This is a genomic window from Exiguobacterium sp. EF_C8, assembly GCF_054956715.1.
Genome location: NZ_CM143264.1, coordinates 1,165,149 through 1,181,957, shown reverse-complemented (window position 1 = coordinate 1,181,957; position 16,809 = coordinate 1,165,149). Strand labels below are relative to the sequence as shown.

Sequence of the window (16,809 nt, the reverse complement as noted above, 5' to 3'; positions counted from 1 at the left end):
TATATCCACTATTTCCACTTTTGATTTTAGCCCAGTTCCTTTGAAAAACCTAGTTCTCCCACTCTGCTTTTCATCTGCTTGAAGCGAATCGTCGAAAAGTCGTCACGAGCGCATGAAAAAATCCATTTCCCTCATCTCAACAGATCAGAAAAATGGATTGATTCACTCGATGATCATCCTAGGAGTCGTGTCAACGCCTCAACGCGTTCCTTTTGAATGGCACCGTCTTGTAAGACCGCCGATCCTACATGCAGTTCGGACGCCTTCGTTGCTTCAAGAAGTGCCTCTGCATTTTCAAGTGTGATGCCGGATCCTGGTAAGATGATCAAGTCCGGATAGTCTGCAATCAAGCGTGCGATCGTCTCTTTACCTTCTAGTGCCGTCGCTTGACCACCTGACGTCAAGATCCGGTCGACTTCCGGAAAATCAGCGAGTACTTCTGCCGCTTCAAGAATATCACGACTACTGTCGATTGCTCGGTGGAACGTCAATGACAGTTCCCCTTTATGTTTGATGATGCGACCGAGGAAACCTTCGTCGACACGACCGTCTGCTGTCAATGAGCCGACGACGATCCCGGCTGCACCGAGTTCACGGATCAAGTCAATATCCGTGATGATTGTCTCCTCATCTGATTTCGAGTAGACGAACGATTTGCTATGTGGTCGCACGAGGACGTGAACCGGAATCTCAACCGTCGAGACGACTTGACGGATCAGTCCGTAGCTCGGCGTCAATCCCCCTTCGGATAATGCGGAAACGAGCTCGATCCGGTCCGCTCCGGCTTGTTCTGCTGCGACCGCTTCTTCTACCGTCGATGCAATGATTTCTAACATGATACATCCCTCCCGCATCAGTGTATCATGAGACGACCATCCAGTTCACGCGTTCGTTGAACAGTTTCATCTCCCATGATGGCGGATAGGAAGCTGGGCTGAGGACGATTTTCGCGCGCCGGAACTCTGCCACTTTATATTTTCGGTTTCCTTGGAACTCGTCATTGGCTAAGAAGGCGTAGACATCTTTTGTGCAACTAATGACCGCTTTTTGGATAAGTGACGATTCGATATCATCACTAACGAAGCCTCGCTCAATCTCAGCACCATCAAACGATAGGAAACAGGCATCAAAAGCATAGGCATCCAGCGCTTGCAATACCTCGACCCCGACCGTCTGTCCGTATGCATCGACTGTTCCGCCTAACAATCGAATTTCCCCAGTGAACGGTCCCGTCTTACGGCACTGCTCCAAGTGACTGGCGACGATCAGTGAATTCGTGACAATCGTCGCGTTTCCCGTTAAATAAGGTAACAAATGCTCGACCGGTTCTCCCCGTCCGAGAAAGATACAGGAATAGTCACTGAGCCACCCTTTCGCATAGCGCGCTAAACGGCGGGACAGCTGATCCGTTCGCCGTGAGATCGGCGTCTCCCGTTTTCCTCCTTGATAGATAGCACCGCCATAGACACGCTTCAATTGACGTTCGCGTTCCAACTCCTCTAAGTAGCGTCGTACCGTTTCTCCCGAGACATCGAGACGTTCGATCAAATCCTTCGTCATGACTTTCCCTTCCTCTTCCAGCCATTCCATGATGCGTGATTTCCGCTCTTCTCCTAATAACGACACGTGCGCTTCCCCCTTTACAGACCAGTTCTAGTTCTAGTGTAGCGAACGTCTGTAAAGGTCTTGTAAATCCGATGTAAATAAACGTGTAGTTCCTATGAAATGTCGTTGAATTCGTCCGTTATCCGACTCTTTCATCAAACGAAAGACGCGCCTGCCTCTCAATGAGTGAGATGCAGACGCGTCATTAGTCGTTCATTCAGATGATTTCTTTGCAAAGAGTGGAATCTTAGACTCTGTTCCTTGGCGAATCCGTTGGATGTTATCACGGTGCTTGAAGATGACGAACAACGCAAGAACCGTAAAGAAGGTCGGAACGATCCAATCGTTCGTCAAGACGCCGATCGTGATCGACACGACAATCCCGACACTTGCTGCGACGATCGAACTGAGCGAGACCATCCGGCTCAGGCGAAGTGTCGTCAAAAAGGATACGAGCAGAAAGATGAAGAGAATCGGACTCGTCACGAGCAACATCCCACCAGACGTCGCGACTGCCTTTCCGCCCTTGAACTTTGCGAAAATCGGATAGATATGACCGACGACAGCCGCTAATCCAGCAAACAGCGGATGCACATCCGCGCCCATCAAGATCGGAACAAGGCTCGCGACGGCTCCTTTTCCAAGATCACCGATCAAGACGATGATTCCTGCCTTTTTCCCCAAGACACGGAACGTATTCGTCGTTCCGAGATTCCCGCTACCTTGTTGACGAATATCGATTCCGTGTCCCCATTTCCCAACAAGTAATGCGAACGGAATCGAACCAAGCAGATAGCCAAGAACCAAAATCCCTATGATTTCAATCATAGTCAACCTCCAACCTCTTAGTGACCGACTTTCATATATTCCTCAAGAGTCTGTCCGTTATTTTTAATTTGTGTCGCGACATCGACTCCGACATAACGAATGTGCCATGGCTCATACGTATAACCCGTCCGCGACTGGAAACCACGGTCGTAACGAACGATGAAGCCGAACTTCGCTGCGTTATTCGCGATCCATTTTCCTTCTTTCGTATCGCCAAGAGCGGCAGTTAATCCATTACCTACGCTTGGTGCCGAAATATCAAAAGTGAGACCGGTCTGGTGTTCACTGTGACCAGGGCGTGCTGAATATTGATCAGCAGCTGCCTTGCCGTCACGTGCGACATAATTATTATACAATACTTTTTGACGTGCGCCGGAACGGAATCCGCTGACAGCGTTCAATGTCACGCCTTCTTTTTTAGCAGCAGCGAACATCTTTTCCATCTGTTTCGCAGCTGGTGCTCGCATGTAGCTTTGTTCAAGTACACCCGAATAGGAGAAGCTGACGTTTGGAACGACGAGATCCGACGGCTTGTAGTCGATTGGCAAGCTATACTTCTTGTTGACGACGACGAGCATTCCAAGCGAAAGATCGGCTTTGGCATCTGCTGATTTATCGACGTCTGGCGTCTCATCTTCTGGTTTCGATGGTTTTTCCTGCTCTGGATCCTGAGACGAACTATCCGGTTTATCCGTCGATTCGTCCTTTTTGTCTTCTGTTTTGTTCTCTGCTGCAGGTGTATCATCTTTCTTTTCTGTTTCATCCTTCGTTGCCTCATCCGAAGATCCTTGGTCCTCTTGTGTCGTCTCATCGGATGATTTGTCTTCAGATGACTTGTCTTCTTGTTTTGCATCTTCTGACGTATCGTCTTTCGTTGTTTCATCTGTTTTGTCTGTTTTGTTTGTTTCTTCTTTGTTCGTGTCTTTTGCTGTGTCTTCTTTTTTCGTTTCGTCTTTTGATTGTGTTGTCTCATCTGATTTCTGTTCAGTTTTCGTCGTATCGTCCGCTTGTTGATCTCCAGGATTACATCCTGCAAGGAGAAGCGCTAACGTACTAACGGTTACGATTTTTTTCATGAGTAAGACCCCTCTTCTTTTTATGCTTCTCTATGTTACCGCTAATTGTTCCATCCGTCGAGCCTACTTCCAACAGATGGACTAAGACCCTACCTTACTTCTGCTTCTTTATTTTCGCAAATGATTCTGACTTTGTCATCGGTCGTTAGTACCAAGTGCTAAATTTTACTGTTCAGGGTGCAAATAAAAAAAGCGGAACCGATTCAATAAAATCGATCCCGCTATTGTTGTACATCTTCACGCTTCCGTTAAGAGTGCTGCGTCCGTCTCACTCATCTTCTCGTAGATATCGTGCCAGTTTGGGAACACCTTCGGCAAACGAATCGGTCGGAAGTTTTCCTTCTTGACGACGACATGTGTTGTCTTTGCCGATACCGCAAGTTTTCCGTCTGGATGCTTGACGGTATAACCATAAATCGTCCGTAAGCCATCGTAATGATCAATCCAGACCGTGACGACCGCCGTATCACCGTACGTCAACGAGCGCTTGTAATCGAGATTGACATTCGTAACCGGGGAGACATAACCCGCATCTTCCATCTCCTTGTAATTAAGACCCAAGGACTGGATTAATTCTGTCCGTGCCAGTTCCAGATAGACGAGATAGTTCGAATGATAGACGATGCCCATCATGTCCGTCTCGGCGTACCGAACAGGTATTTCAATCGTGTGCATGTAGCTTCCCCCTTAAAAATCCTCTTTTTCAAGATAGGACCATTCTGAACCGGATAAGCTAACTTTGTCAATTAATCGCATCGATTGTTTCGCGATCGCCTGTTCGACAATCGTGATCGCTGCCCGTGCGTTTCCGTTCGGAACGACATCGATTTTCTCGGTAAGCGTCTGTCGCGCGTCCTCCGTCAGCTCATATCCGAATCGTGCCGCATATCCTTCAATGATTTGAATCAACTCGTCTGGCGAATAATTTGGGAAGTGGAACGACCGCTTGAAGCGCGACTTCAATCCCGGATTACTTGCGAGCAAGGCGTTCATTTGTTGCTCGTAACCTGCAAGAACAACAACGAGATTGTCTTGATGTTTCGTCATCTCATCCACAAGCGTATCGATGGCTTCCTTCCCGAAGTCATTTGCTCCACCGTTTAACGCATAGGCTTCATCAATGAATAAGACACCACCCAGTGCGTCTCGAATCGCGTCGCGTGTCTTTTGCGCGGTCTGTCCGACATATCCGGAGACGAGGTCAGCTCGGCTGACGACTTTCAAGTGTCCGCGTTTTAAATAGCCGCATTGTCGTAACACATCGGCATAAAGCTGAGCGACAGTCGTCTTACCGGTACCACTATTGCCGCTAAAGACCGCATGCAGTTCGACCGGTAATACCTTATAACCGGCTTCACGACGGCGTTTTTGCATTGATAATAAGGCTTCGATCTGTTTCAATTCATCCTTTAGATCAGACAATCCGACGAGCGCAGCGATCCGTTCTTCCACCGTCGCGTCCGGTTCTTGCACCATCTCGAAATCTTCTTGTTCGAGTAAGGCAAAGTCTTCGTGACTGGCGCTCTCTCCAAGGCTTGCTCCCTTCTTGAAGATCGCATCGAGCACGATATTGCGAACCGCCCGTCCGTTTCCGAAACTCGCGTCGACGCGCTCCCGCTCGAGCCGACCGAGCAACGCCCGCTCTGCTTGTTCCGTCAAGACGTAATCATTTGCCGTCGCAATCGAGCGTCCGATCGCGAGCAGCTCTTGATCCGTATAGTCTGCAAGCAGATAATGATTCGATTCCGGGAAACGGCTTCGTAGTCCGGGATTTGCCTTCAGGAAATCACGCATCTCTTCCGGATAACCAGCGAGGACGACTGCAAACCGTCCCGCATATTCCCCACTCGTCATCGCAGCGACGAGCGTATCGATCGCTGCCTGCCCATAGTCGTTCCCACTTTGTCCGGCACGCTTTAAGGCGTAGGCTTCATCGATGAAGAGTACACCTCCGACAGCTTCCCGGACTTTGCTCATGACTTGTTCTTCCGTTTGTCCGACGAAGGCACCGACGAGCGACGAACGATCCGTCTCGACGACTTCTGGTCGTTCGAGTAGTCCAAGTTCATGGTAGATCTTCGCCATCAAACGGGCAAGCGTCGTTTTCCCGGTCCCCGGGTTCCCCATGAAGATCATGTGTAGCGATGGTTGATCACTTGAACGATAGCCGTCTTCCGACCGTTTTTGTTGGTACTTCAAAAAACGATACATGTGGTGGACCCGTTGTTTAATGTCTTCGAGACCAATCATCGCGTCGAGTTCCTCGAGTGCTGATCGTTCAACTTGTTTGCTTTCGACGGGAAGTAAGGCAACGACACGCTTAAGATCCTGAATCGTCGTCGCCTTCAATTCCGTCATCTCACGGAACGCTTCTCGGGAATAGAAGCGTTCTTGTAAGCTATCGACGAATGTCTGCGCCGTCTGCTCGAGCGTTGCACTCGAACGTAGCAATGCCGTTCCAGCATCGAACAGTTCCGTCCAGCGTTCGGCATCTAGCCGACGAAGTCGTTCTGTCAGTTCGACGATTTGATCCGTCTCCTCGACGATTTGGCTCGCTTGGAGAATCAGTTCCTTTGTCGCAGATCGTTTCGCGTTTGCATTGTCCGTCTCACGAATCGTCGGGAACGTATGCGCGACGAGACGCTGATACGTACTTTGTAGTTGTTGCTCCGTTAATAACTGCTCAAGACGTGCTGGCAAGCGACCATGCTGACGGATTTCTTGCATCCAGCTCTCAGCTAAGGCGTCCAGTCGTCCTGTCATGATATAGCGATGCTCGACAAGTAACGCTAAGATACGGACGAGTGCTTCCGTTTCTCCAAGTAGCCGACTACTTTGGGCATAACGTAGCGCAAGCACCTCCTCAACTTTTGCGCCCTCTTCCCACGCCTTGATTTGATTGAACATCTCCTCTTTCGAGAATGCTTCCATGTTGAACCTCCTGCGTCTCGAAAAAACCGACTTTGTCCGCTACCGTTTCGTAGCGTCATCGCCGGTCGTTTCTTGTTTATTTTGCTTTTAGCCATTCCTTATCGAACGTATCAATTGTCTCAAAACTCTTCATCTTGACAGAGTAGAACAATTTACCATTATTGCGTGATTCGGCACCGAGGACTTTCGAACGGTCAGATGCGATATAATACGTCGCTTGTTCCTGGTTGTTTTCTTTATCGAAGATCGATGGATACTGTTTGATCCATTCTTCAGGAACCGTGCTCGATGGTTCTTTTTTCACGTAAACGTCCGCAGCCATCCCTGCAATGTCTGCTTCTCCCTCGACTTGTCCAAAGTCCCCTTTTTTAATGAAGGCGAGAATCTGTTCATTGAATCCACGAGAGAGGAATGGACGCGGCGCACTGACGCTTTTGCCTGCTTTCGTCTCATTGACTAACTTCCCTGTCGCATCATACTCACGGAACATTGTGCCGTTCCAGATCGCAAGCGATCCTTTTGACGGTCCGTCTACGACTTCTGTCCGAAAATGCCCTTTGTCGTCAAACACGACTTCATATGTCCGGGCTTCGAGCTCATCTTTTTTCGTTGCGAGTTTCTTCTCGACATATTGAATGCGTGTCATCGTATAAAACGGTTTGACCGTTGCGGCTTTTTCATCGCTTGCGGTCTGCGTCTTGTTCAAGAGATAAAAATTGTAGGCAAGGAGGATCGCCATTGCCACGATTGCTACTGCAATCCACGTGCTCGTTCGTTTCGTCATGCCATGTACACCTTCCTAGCTCAAGTCTCTATTCCCTATCATCGTATCGGTTTTAAAGGGGAAATACAAAGGGTTTGTCCAAGATTTCACGATTTCTGAGTAAATTCGTCAGACTTTTGAACAAATCAGAAAACGTTCAGGACGACAGAAAAAGGCGAACCGAATGAATTCGGTCCACCCTTGATTACGTTTACGCTTCCTTCGGCGTCAGCGAGACGATCATCGACTCATCGACCAAGTAATAACTATGATGTGGCATTTCACGTAAATAACCATCCTGAAACAACATCGCACAGTCGACTTGAAACGTTTTACTATACGGTTTCAAAGGAAGTTTTTTCACCCGGTCAAAATAGCGATCGACAGCAACCTGGACATGATCCATCTCATAGACGAGTTCCCGGTCTTTTGCTTCCATGATGGTGAATGTCTCACGCGACATGTAAAACACTTGTGTCGAGCGTGCTTTCAAATACGGCTCCAGCTGTTTCAGGTCGATCCGCTGCTCATTATCCAGAAGCACTGTCCGATTCGTCCCTTTCGGTAGTTCAGATTCAAACGCATGCGTCGCTTGTTTGACTTCATCAAGCGTCACGTCACGCATCGGCAACGGTCGGTCTTCCTTCGGTTGAAACCACTTCTTGAATCGATTCATCGAATTCCTCCTCTCGTCAAAAAAAGGTGGGGTTTCCCCCACCTTTGATTAGACAATTTATGCTTGTTGGAGACGCTCACGAAGGACCATTGGTAAGATCCCGCCGTGACGATAGTAATCGATGTCGACTTCTGAGTCGAAACGAGCAATCGCTTCGAATTCAGTGACTTTTCCATCTGCCGCTGTTGCCGTGACTTTAACGATGTCACGTGGACGAACAGACTCATCGATTGCGATACTGATCGCTTCTTCACCTGTTAGACCAAGTGTTTCAGCTGTTGTGCCTGCCACGTATTGAAGTGGAAGAACACCCATCATGACGAGGTTTGAACGGTGAATCCGCTCGAAGCTCTCCGCGATGACGGCTTTGACGCCGAGTAAGTTCGTTCCTTTTGCTGCCCAGTCACGTGAAGAACCCATACCGTAGTCTTTACCAGCGAGGATGACGAGACCTGTACCATCTTCTTTGTACTTCATCGCAGCATCGTACATCGCCATCGTTTCGCCTGTTGGCCAGTACGTCGTGAAGCCACCTTCTGTACCTGGTGCTACTTGGTTACGGATGCGGATGTTCGCGAACGTTCCGCGCATCATGATTTCGTGGTTACCACGACGTGAACCGTACGAGTTGAAGTCTTTTGGTGCAACCCCTTTGTTGACGAGGTATTGACCGGCTGGTGTCGTTTTCGAGAATGAACCAGCTGGTGAGATGTGGTCCGTCGTGACTGAATCAGCGAACTTACCGAAGACACGGAGTCCGTTGAGTGCTTCGACTTGACCCGCTTCCTTCGCCAAGTTCTCGAAGAATGGTGGGTTTTGAATATATGTCGACTCACCGTCGAAGTCATACTGATCGCCTGTTGGCACGTCAAGGTTGTTCCAGCGTTCGTTTCCTGTGAAGACTGAATCGTATTCTGCACGGAAGCTTTCTGGTGTGACGACCGTGTTGATGATCGTTTGGATCTCATCACGTGAAGGCCAGATGTCAGCGAAGAAGACTTCTTGTCCGTCTTTGCCTGTCCCGAGTGACGCGTTCATGATATCGACGTCGACTGTTCCTGCAAGTGCATACGCGACGACGAGTGGCGGTGAAGCCAAGTAGTTCGCTTTGACGAGCGGGTGGACACGACCTTCGAAGTTACGGTTTCCTGAGAGGACAGACGAAACGAGCAAGTCTGAACCGAGGATCGCATCTTCAACAGCGCGGTCAAGTGGACCCGAGTTACCGATACATGTTGTACAGCCGTAACCGACTGTGTTGAAGCCGAGTTCGTCGAGATACGTTTGGAGTCCTGATTTCTCGAGGTAATCCGTAACGACCTTCGATCCTGGCGCAAGCGATGTTTTGACGTATTTCGGAACTGAAAGACCGAGTTCGATCGCTTTTTTCGCGACGAGTCCCGCACCAATCATGACGTATGGGTTTGATGTGTTCGTACAGCTTGTGATTGCAGCAATCGCCACATCACCAGTACGCATCTCAACCGCTTCGTCTTCGAACTGAACGATAGCGACTTTGTTTGCTTCTTCTTCTGCAAGACCAAATCCAGCGTTTCCTTGTGGAGCCGTCAACGCTTTTTTGAATGATGTATGGACATCCGTCAAATCAATCCGGTCTTGTGGACGTTTTGGTCCAGCAAGCGCAGGAACAATCGTTGAAAGATCGAGTTCGACCGTTTTCGTGAACGTTGGATCTTCGTTTTGTGGCGTGTAGAACAAACCGTTTGCTTTCGAATAGTTCTCGACTTTTTCGATCAATGCTTCATCGCGACCTGTCAAACGAAGGTACGTCAATGTCTCTGTATCAACTGGGAAGAATCCACATGTTGCACCGTATTCTGGCGCCATGTTTGCGATTGTTGCCCGGTCAGAAAGTGACATTAAGTGGAGTGATGGACCGAAGAACTCGACGAATTTACCAACGACGTTCTCTTGACGGAGCATTTCCGTTACACGAAGGGCAACGTCTGTTGCTGTCGTTCCTGGATGCATCTCACCTGTGATGCGAACACCGATGACTTCAGGTACTGGGAAGAATGATGGCTGTCCGAGCATGCCCGCTTCCGCTTCAATCCCACCGACTCCCCAACCGAGGACGCCGAGACCGTTGATCATCGTCGTGTGTGAGTCTGTTCCGACGAGTGTGTCCGGATAGACATCAACTGTACCGTCTGCTGTTTCCTTTTCAAGGACGACAGATGCCAAGTACTCGAGGTTGACTTGGTGAACGATTCCTGTTGCTGGTGGTACGGCACGGTAGTTGTCAAATGCTGACGTTGCCCAGCGAAGCAATTTGTAACGCTCTTCGTTACGCTCGAATTCGAGATCCATGTTTTCTGCAAGTGCACCAGCAAAACCGTAGGCATCGACTTGAACCGAGTGGTCAACGACGAGGTCTACTGGTACTTCTGGGTTGATGACCGATGGGTCTCCGCCGAGATCTTGCATCGCTTTACGAAGTGATGCGAGGTCAACGACCGTTGGAACACCTGTGAAGTCTTGAAGGATGACGCGTGACGGTTTGAACGGAACGTCGACATCATTCGAAACTTGAGCTGTTCCCCATTTCGCCAAGTTCTCGACGTGTTCACGTGTGATCGAACGACCATCTTGTTGACGAAGTACTGACTCGAGTAGGACACGAATCGAATATGGAAGGCGTTTGACTTCCGTCAATCCGAGTTCTTCCAATTTTTCAAGACTGTAGTACTGATAATTCTTACCGTTTGCTTCAAACGAACGGCGTGCGCCAAAGACATCTTGCGACACATCTGTTTGCTTCATGGTGATTCCCCCTTTAAGTGTTCACGACATCAAGCCCCTGATACCGCTTACTTGTACAGTTCTATCATAGTATAATATGGATTCCGTTACAATTTGAAAGAACAAAAGACTTTCGATAAGTTTTACTTATTGCCGATATTAGAAAATTATTCTGTTGTCCTGTTCTTGCCATATTTCCAGTCATGCGTTTCCATTTAGAATGTTCAGGGTACTTAAAAAGTGTAGTATGATATCCGATTCTTGTGGAGGCGTTTATTATGGCGAAATATAAAAGCGATGCAACGCACGTCATTACGACGATTATTTTCAATGATTTAGAAAAAGCGCAAACAGGCTTCGCGATGATCAAAGACCTCGAAGCGATCAAGGAAATCGACATGGAGCAGATGGTTCTCGCAAAACGCGACGAAGCAGAGGGGTTCTCTTTCATCGATGCGATCGACTTCACGCAACAGGATCAATCGTTCAAGGGTTCATTGATCGGCATGGCAATTGGTGTCATCGGTGGTCCGTTCGGGATGCTCGTCGGTTCCGTCGCTGGCTACTTGATTGGTGCGAATCGGGATGAGAAAAACGAACGAGATTCGTTTGATTTGTTTAACCGGACACTGAATCAGATCAATCCCAATCATTACGGTGTCATCTTGATCAGTGAAGTCAACGAAGATTCAGAAGCCGTCAATGCGATTGCCGCTGAACTCGGAGCGACGATTCGCCGGACAGGTGAGACATTGCCGGATGGTGCCGTCTAATCAAATCAAAGTTGTCATCTTTACGTTCTCGTTTTAAACGGGAGCGTTTTTTAATTCGTGAATCACCTGTTTTGCTGCCTCCTGCGTCGTGTCAGGATCGACTTTATATAAAGCATTTTGTTGCACGGATATGAGGATGTTTTTGTAGCTGATGATGATAAGATCAGACTGATTCGATAGCTTTTGATTAAGCCCTTTGTAGCCATCACTTGATTGATACTGCATCACGTCATTGCCTATGTATCGATCTGTATAAGTAAAATGGATCGCTAACCGCGTATCTTGTTTTTGATTTTCAAAATAAAGTGTCTCTTGTGTCGACGGTGTGTCTATCGTTCCGTCAACGGTTAACCAACGTCTCTTCCCAAAACTCAATGATCGATCTACAGCCGTGAAATCTGAACCTATCGTACTTGCCTGCAACTGAAATTGATCCATCTTCAGGTGTTCATCCATGTACTTGAACAGCTTTTCATACTGAACAGGATGTAAGATAGGATGTTTTGTCTTCTGATTCGTATGAGTAGTAGTTTTGACTTCTACTTTTTTCTGTTCCGTCGTGACCGCCTCATCCGTACATCCTACACTTAAAAATACACTCGAAAATAGGATCGCCATGTTTCTCTTATAGCGCATACACTATCCTCCCCTTTTGAAAACACCCTGATATCACTTTGCCTTAAAGTTGTATAGCGGTTTAATGATCTCGACGACATCGACCGTTTCTTTCGTATTGCGAATGATTTCGTCCATCGGTTTATAGACGAAAGGCGACTCGTCACGCGTCGACGCGACGACAGAACTTGACCAGACATCGGTCATCGTCTTTTCGAATGCATCGAGTTCAACTGTTTTGAACGCTTTAGATCGTGACATGATGCGTCCTGCTCCGTGTGGCGCGGAATAATTCCAATCAGGGTTTCCTTTTCCGACGACGATCAAGGAGCCATCGCGCATGTTCATCGGAATGATTGCCCGCTCGCCGGCTTTCGCAGAGATGGCACCTTTTCTTAAAATCATCGCATCAAGATCAATGTAGTTGTGGATCGTATCGAACTGATCCACTACCGTCCATCCCATCGCCTCGAAAATGACTTCGGTCATCGCTTGACGGTTTAATGCTGCGTATCGTTGGGCGATCTTAAGATCATGGAGGTAACGCTCCATCGTTTCTCCGGAAACAGATGCTAAATCTTTGTTAAACGTAGATCGTTTTTCCTTCAATTGCTGCAAGGTCGCCTGAATATCCGATTCGCGCCCCTGCTGCTTTAATTCCTCAATGATTTGACCCGCATCAAATTGGAAGCGTGCCGTCTCGGCTTCTGCCTGATAATGTTCAGCGATCGTCTTCCCAAGGTTGCGACTGCCGGAATGAATCACGAGATAGCGCTGTCCTGCTGCATCCTGGTTCAGTTCGATGAAATGATTCCCTCCACCGAGCGTCCCGATCGACAACCGTGCCCGTGTCTCGTTGAACGGTGCAAGTACTTGATCAAACGGTACCTGTTCTGACAATGGATGGGCTTGCTGACGCACCGACATGCCACTTGGAATGAGATGCTGGATCGTTGCGTCAAGCTCTGCAAAGTCGATTGGTCCCTGTCCAGCAAGTCGTGTACATAACATGCCGCAACCGATATCGACACCGACGAGATTCGGTACGACCTCGTCCGTCACATGCATCGTCGTTCCGATGACGGACCCTTTTCCAGCGTGACAATCCGGCATGATCCGAACGCGACTATCTGTCGCAAATTGTTCCTCCAACATGGCTGTTACTTGCTTAATCGTCAGTTCGTCGACGTTGTCCGTGAAAATCTTTGCTTCCCCATATGTGCCTTGAATCGTTTTCATTCGATTATTCCTTTCTTATCCATTTAATTATTTTGCTGTTTCTTGCATGATTTCAATGAATTGTTTCGTCAGTGTCGTCGGTCCCGTCTCCGTCAACCAGACAAAGGCTGTCGTACTCGCGGCACCTGACAGGTATGTCTGATGCAGTCCTGCCGTGTCCAGTTCCCGCAACGTACTCTCCGGCAATACGGTCACAGCCTTCCCCTTCCGAACGAGTCCGATTAGCGTCAAGACGTCAGAACACGTCTCTTGCGATACGACACCAAGCCGTTGACTTAATGTCTGAAAAACACCAAGTCCTTCCTGACTTGGAATGATGAGATCCGCTGTCGGATGATCAGGGTGCCAGACTTGATGAAACGGTTCTTCCTCCATCCATTCAATCGAGACGCCTTGCGCATCAATCGGCAGACGGACCAACGCTGCATCAAGCGACCGCTCTTTTAACCGTTCGATGAGCGCACTCGATTCTCCTTGGTGGACTTGTAAGATAATACCAGGATGTCGTCGTTTCATCTGTTCGATCCAGTCAACAAGCCGACTGGCTGATAACGTGTTGACACCAATCCGCAAAATTCCTGTTCGTCCGGCTTCAATGTCGCTTAATTCCATTCGTGTCTCCTGCTCAAACTGTAGCAAGGAAACCGCCCTTTCATATAAGCGGTTGCCGCTTGGTGTGATCCGGATTCCGCGCCCTGCCCGCTCGATTAGACGAACGCTTAACTCTTCTTCCATTCGTCGGATTTGTTGCGTCAAGGCAGGTTGTGCCATTCTTAAGCGCTCCGCTGCTCGTGTGACAGATTGTTCCTCGACGACCGCACAAAAATAGCGGTACTGACGTAAATCCATACTCATCATCTCTTTCATATGTTTTCATGTATAAAGATATATGAATCATAACATCAATCATATGCTATGATGCAGGAATATCTTCAGTTTAAGAAAGGAGCTTTTTCATGAAACAAACGACTTCTACTTTCCAGTGGATCGTCTTCTTACTTGCGAACACGATTGCCTTACCGATCGTCGTCGCTAGTCTGTTCGACCTCTCCTCAGTCGAAACAGCTGCCCTTGTCCAACGGTCGTTCTTTGTAGGCGGGATTGCCTGTTTCCTACACGGCGCTTTCGGCCACCGGCTTCCAATCGTATCGGGACCTGCCGGATCATGGGTCAGTATCTTCGTCGTCATCGCCGCACTACCGGTCGATTCAAAAACAGCCTTTACGATTGCGATGGCAGCCGTTGTAATTGCCGGTATCGTCCTTATCATTCTCGGTTTGACAGGATGGACGAAATACTTATTACCCGTCTTCACACCGCTCGTCAGCGGAACGTTTTTGCTTTTATTATGTATTCAATTAACAGGCGTCATGCTTGGTGCCGTCCTCGCCGTCGAAGCAACACGTCTCGCTGGTATCATCACGTTCTTACTTGTGCTCGGACTCAGCCAATTCGGACCGAGTCGCTTACGTCCGTTCGCCTTGATGATCGGAATTCTCGTCGGTTGGCTCGTCAGCCGTCCGTCACTTCCTACGTCGTCTAGTTTGTTTGCACCACCGCAAGCGTTACCGTTCGGATGGCCACAGTTTGACGGCAGTGCATTCCTTGTCGCGATTCCGTTCGCGATCTTGCTCGTCGTCAATTTGATCGCTGCCTTAAGCGCCGTCGAAGCAACGCTTCAAAAACAAGGACGTCTGCACCAAGGCTTGTCGATCGAAGGTGTCATTCATTTACTCGCTGCTACGTTCTCGACGCTCGTTCCTGTGCCATTACCCATCACGAGTGGATTCATCGCACAAACAGATAGCCGGAAACGTCGTCCGTTCTTGATTGCCTCACTCGTCATCGCACTGATTGGTTTCTTCCCAAGCTTGATCGGGATCATCGCAACATTGCCGCGGAGCGTCGCGAGTGCAGCGTTGCTTGCGACATTGCCACACATGTTCCTGATTGCTTGGCAGTCTGCTGAAAGTAACATGGAGAATAGCCGTCGCCGCCATGCGTTTGCGATCAGTGCCGTCATCGGCATCAGTATCTTGTTACAATCAACCGTCATCGCTGAAGTCCTGCCTTTGACGCTTCGTCCGTTTCTCAGTAATGGATTGCTCGTCGGAACGATGCTTGTGCTCGGTTTCGAAATTGTCGAAAAGGTTCGTTCACGTCGTGCAAAACAAGCGGATCGATTGGCGAGCTAAATGGTATTGTAGGTCCGGACGATGTCATCACCCTCGCTTACTTTTCCTGTAGGAGTCGATGATGAACATCTCGTCCGTTTATTCATCTAAAAAAGTAGCCATTTCGAGTCAAATCGAAATGGCTACTTTTTTTATCATCATATTTAATTAAAATCAAAAAGCTGTATCATTCAACGCACTTCCCGCCACCATTTCCGTGTTGTGCTCTCGGGTGTCACACTCTCCCCAATCATTGGTGTCAGAACAGGAATCTCATCGCGTTTTGCTTCCTTGAGCAACCGTTCGACCGGTTCGAACCAGGCATGAAACGCGAGGATAAATGCAGACCAGTGAATCGGCATCAAGACGCGACCTTTGACATCACGATGTGCTTGAACTGTTTGTTCCGGTAACATATGCGAGTTGGACCAACGGACATCATACTGCCCACATTCCATCATCGTCAGATCAAACGGACCATATTGTTCACCAATTGCTTTGAAATGCGGACCATACCCACTATCGCCACTAAAGAAAACTTTTTGCGAGCCTTCGATGACCCATGATGCCCATAGCGTCGAAAATTGATCAAAACCATTTCGTCCTGAATAATGACGAGATGGGGCTGCCGTCAGTTTAACACCACCAACTTGCGTCGACTCATGCCAGTCGAGTTCCGTGATCCGGTCCGCTGAGACGCCCCATCCACGGAGACGACTCCCGACACCGAGCGGCACGATGAAGCGACCGACTCGATTTTTTAAGGCAAGGACGGATGGATAGTCCAGATGATCATAATGGTCGTGTGAATAGACGACGACATCAATCAACGGAAGGCGTTCAAGATCAACTTTCTGTGTCGTTTGAAACCGTCCCCCTCCCAGTTTCGGGAATGGCGACGGTGCGCGACCGAGCATCGGATCAAAAAAAATCGTTTGTCCATCGAGTTCAAGTAAAAACGCCGAATGTCCGAACCATGTCACACGTGGTGCCTCACTATCGTCTTGCCGTCGCTGATATGGAAGCGTCGGCAGCGCTTTGACAGGACGCAGATTTGGAATGTTTCGTCCGTAGTCCTTTAAGATGCTTTTCATCGAGTCCCATTCCATTTTCAACTGGAAGTCCATCTCATTTTTGAATTTCCCGTCAACAAAACGATCTGATCGTTCAAAACTCAGTCGTTCCGCACGGCTTGGTCGATTTCCGAACACCGGGTATCGGTTGATGAACCAGGCAGTCGCGAGACCAATGCCTGCCAAAGCTGTCACTATTTTTTTCATGTATTATCACCTCTTCGATGCTCTCAGTATAGCACCACGATTCCTCACATATCTTGCCCAGCGACTTCGGATACGAAAAAAAGTGA

At 48.6% G+C, this 16,809-nt stretch carries 15 protein-coding genes; 2 read left to right on the top strand and 13 right to left on the bottom strand.

Annotated features, from left to right (window positions below; genetic code table 11):
* Positions 1-173: 173 nt before the first annotated feature.
* The 9 genes from ACY2IG_RS06080 to acnA all read right to left on the bottom strand — a co-directional run bounded on the left by ACY2IG_RS06080 (position 174) and on the right by acnA (position 10,663).
* Positions 174-836 (bottom strand): copper homeostasis protein CutC, encoded by a 663-nt coding sequence (locus tag ACY2IG_RS06080; protein WP_290749373.1) that lies wholly within the window; start codon positions 834-836, stop codon positions 174-176.
* 25 nt (positions 837-861) lie between these two features.
* On the bottom strand, positions 862-1,626 hold the full coding sequence (locus ACY2IG_RS06075; RefSeq protein WP_056060593.1) for a DeoR/GlpR family DNA-binding transcription regulator: 765 nt from the start codon (positions 1,624-1,626) through the stop codon (positions 862-864).
* Between the two features lie 192 nt (positions 1,627-1,818).
* Positions 1,819-2,433 carry a glycerol-3-phosphate 1-O-acyltransferase PlsY gene (gene plsY, locus ACY2IG_RS06070; RefSeq protein WP_035408639.1) on the bottom strand — a complete coding sequence of 205 codons (615 nt, stop codon included), beginning with the start codon at positions 2,431-2,433 and terminating at the stop codon, positions 1,819-1,821.
* Positions 2,434-2,450: 17 nt separating this feature from the next.
* Complete coding sequence (locus ACY2IG_RS06065) at positions 2,451-3,509, bottom strand: D-alanyl-D-alanine carboxypeptidase family protein (RefSeq protein ID WP_290777506.1); 1,059 nt, start codon at positions 3,507-3,509, stop codon at positions 2,451-2,453.
* Positions 3,510-3,746: 237 nt separating this feature from the next.
* Positions 3,747-4,184, bottom strand: coding sequence for an acyl-CoA thioesterase (locus tag ACY2IG_RS06060; RefSeq protein WP_035408645.1), 438 nt, complete (start codon positions 4,182-4,184; stop codon positions 3,747-3,749).
* Between the two features lie 12 nt (positions 4,185-4,196).
* Complete coding sequence (locus ACY2IG_RS06055; RefSeq protein ID WP_462618473.1) at positions 4,197-6,440, bottom strand: AAA family ATPase; 2,244 nt, start codon at positions 6,438-6,440, stop codon at positions 4,197-4,199.
* A 76-nt stretch (positions 6,441-6,516) separates the two neighbouring features.
* Entirely contained in the window at positions 6,517-7,224 is a 708-nt protein-coding gene (locus tag ACY2IG_RS06050; protein WP_035408650.1) for a hypothetical protein, read from the bottom strand.
* Positions 7,225-7,414: 190 nt separating this feature from the next.
* Complete coding sequence (locus ACY2IG_RS06045) at positions 7,415-7,879, bottom strand: DUF3939 domain-containing protein (protein ID WP_035408653.1); 465 nt, start codon at positions 7,877-7,879, stop codon at positions 7,415-7,417.
* Positions 7,880-7,936: 57 nt separating this feature from the next.
* Complete coding sequence (gene acnA, locus ACY2IG_RS06040; RefSeq protein ID WP_462618472.1) at positions 7,937-10,663, bottom strand: aconitate hydratase AcnA; 2,727 nt, start codon at positions 10,661-10,663, stop codon at positions 7,937-7,939.
* Between the two features lie 257 nt (positions 10,664-10,920).
* Here acnA and ACY2IG_RS06035 point away from each other — a divergent pair, with 257 nt between their 5' ends.
* The gene (locus tag ACY2IG_RS06035; protein WP_290787624.1) at positions 10,921-11,415 is read left to right on the top strand and encodes a hypothetical protein; all 495 of its coding nucleotides are present in this window, start codon (positions 10,921-10,923) and stop codon (positions 11,413-11,415) included.
* A gap of 33 nt (positions 11,416-11,448) precedes the next feature.
* Here ACY2IG_RS06035 and ACY2IG_RS06030 read toward each other — a convergent pair whose 3' ends face one another.
* Genes ACY2IG_RS06030 through ACY2IG_RS06020 form a run of 3 tightly spaced genes read right to left on the bottom strand, consistent with a single transcriptional unit; the run spans position 11,449 to position 14,118 of the window.
* Positions 11,449-12,051: a hypothetical protein gene (locus tag ACY2IG_RS06030; protein WP_035408660.1), complete on the bottom strand. Its 603-nt coding sequence runs from the start codon at positions 12,049-12,051 to the stop codon at positions 11,449-11,451.
* Between the two features lie 33 nt (positions 12,052-12,084).
* Positions 12,085-13,269, bottom strand: coding sequence for an RtcB family protein (locus ACY2IG_RS06025; RefSeq protein WP_035408663.1), 1,185 nt, complete (start codon positions 13,267-13,269; stop codon positions 12,085-12,087).
* Positions 13,270-13,296: 27 nt separating this feature from the next.
* Positions 13,297-14,118, bottom strand: a complete 822-nt coding sequence (locus ACY2IG_RS06020) for a LysR family transcriptional regulator (protein ID WP_035408665.1) — start codon at positions 14,116-14,118, stop codon at positions 13,297-13,299.
* A 107-nt stretch (positions 14,119-14,225) separates the two neighbouring features.
* On the opposite strand from ACY2IG_RS06020, the gene ACY2IG_RS06015 reads away from it, so the two are divergent.
* Positions 14,226-15,464 carry a purine/pyrimidine permease gene (locus ACY2IG_RS06015; protein ID WP_290772396.1) on the top strand — a complete coding sequence of 413 codons (1,239 nt, stop codon included), beginning with the start codon at positions 14,226-14,228 and terminating at the stop codon, positions 15,462-15,464.
* Positions 15,465-15,634: 170 nt separating this feature from the next.
* Here ACY2IG_RS06015 and ACY2IG_RS06010 read toward each other — a convergent pair whose 3' ends face one another.
* The gene (locus ACY2IG_RS06010; RefSeq protein ID WP_035408668.1) at positions 15,635-16,723 is read right to left on the bottom strand and encodes an MBL fold metallo-hydrolase; all 1,089 of its coding nucleotides are present in this window, start codon (positions 16,721-16,723) and stop codon (positions 15,635-15,637) included.
* Positions 16,724-16,809: the final 86 nt, after the last annotated feature.